At 45.9% G+C, this 1,011-nt stretch carries 1 protein-coding gene; it reads right to left on the bottom strand.

Annotation, left to right across the window (positions count from 1 at the left end; all coding sequences use genetic code 11):
- Positions 1 to 36: 36 nt before the first annotated feature.
- Positions 37 to 1,011, bottom strand: a 975-nt coding sequence (locus BUB38_RS15705; protein ID WP_217650904.1) for an FISUMP domain-containing protein, incomplete at its 5' end; no start/stop codon positions are given.

Below are 1,011 nucleotides of genomic sequence, written 5' to 3' on the forward strand. Positions count from 1 at the left end.
AAAGGCTTTATTAATTTGTTTAAAATCTTGTTATAGTTAGTAGTTTTTTACACAGCGGATGGAAAGTCCCTGACTTTTTCCACTTCTCGATGATCTATTGAACTTGTTTGTTTTTACCATTGCTGCATAAGCACAGTCATCGTATTCTGGATATTGTTGAGGCAACCAAAGTAAAGCAAATGTTGAAATAACCTCAAAACTGCTGTTCAATGCGTTCCATTCACCCGCAGGCAGTATCGACAGGCCGTAGTTGTTGCTACCGAAGCCGGCAACCTTTGAGCCCATGTAGTACGCGACATCACGGCTACTCTTTTCGGATATTTCAACCCACTCATTTTCATTCATTATATGCCATCCTTCCGGGCATATTCCTTGATGCTGAACAAAATAATATTTTCCATTAAATTCTTCATTATCGCTTTCTAGATTAAACTTATTCGGACATTTTTCCGAAGCAACGGAGAAGCTATCGCAGACGGCGGGGAAGTTCATGGCTCTGCTCCAGGTGTACAGCCCGCCCCAGCCGTTCTCACAATACCACGGATCGTCATCGTAGCAGTACTTGGTGGAGTCCTCCTGAACAGACCCACCAGAAATCATCTTGCCATAGTTCAGATTCTCCGCGAAAACCGTGTAGGATTCCATGAACACGCCATTTTTTAGTTCAACCGTACGGTATTTTTTCCCGTCGCGCGGGTCGGTGAACTCGCCGTAAGACACCTTCTCGTTGAACTGCTTCGACATGTCGAAGTAGCTGCTGGTCGGCACAGCCGAACTGGAGGAGGCAATTTCAGTCAACAGGCCATTCTTGCAAATATACTTTTTCCCCGTAAGCGTAAATTCAAGTACTTGGCCTTCTTCTTCCGGAGAACAGGACAAATCCTCCAATTCACTAGAGCTACTTGTCCCATCCAAGTCATCACCACCCCCCTCCTCTGAGCTGCTCGACTTAACGCTTGACGAGGCTGGGTTAGACTCACCGCCACTGTTCTTGTCTCCTGTAGACGAGCT

It is taken from the genome of Fibrobacter sp. UWH5, from assembly GCF_900142505.1.
Taxonomy (GTDB): domain Bacteria; phylum Fibrobacterota; class Fibrobacteria; order Fibrobacterales; family Fibrobacteraceae; genus Fibrobacter.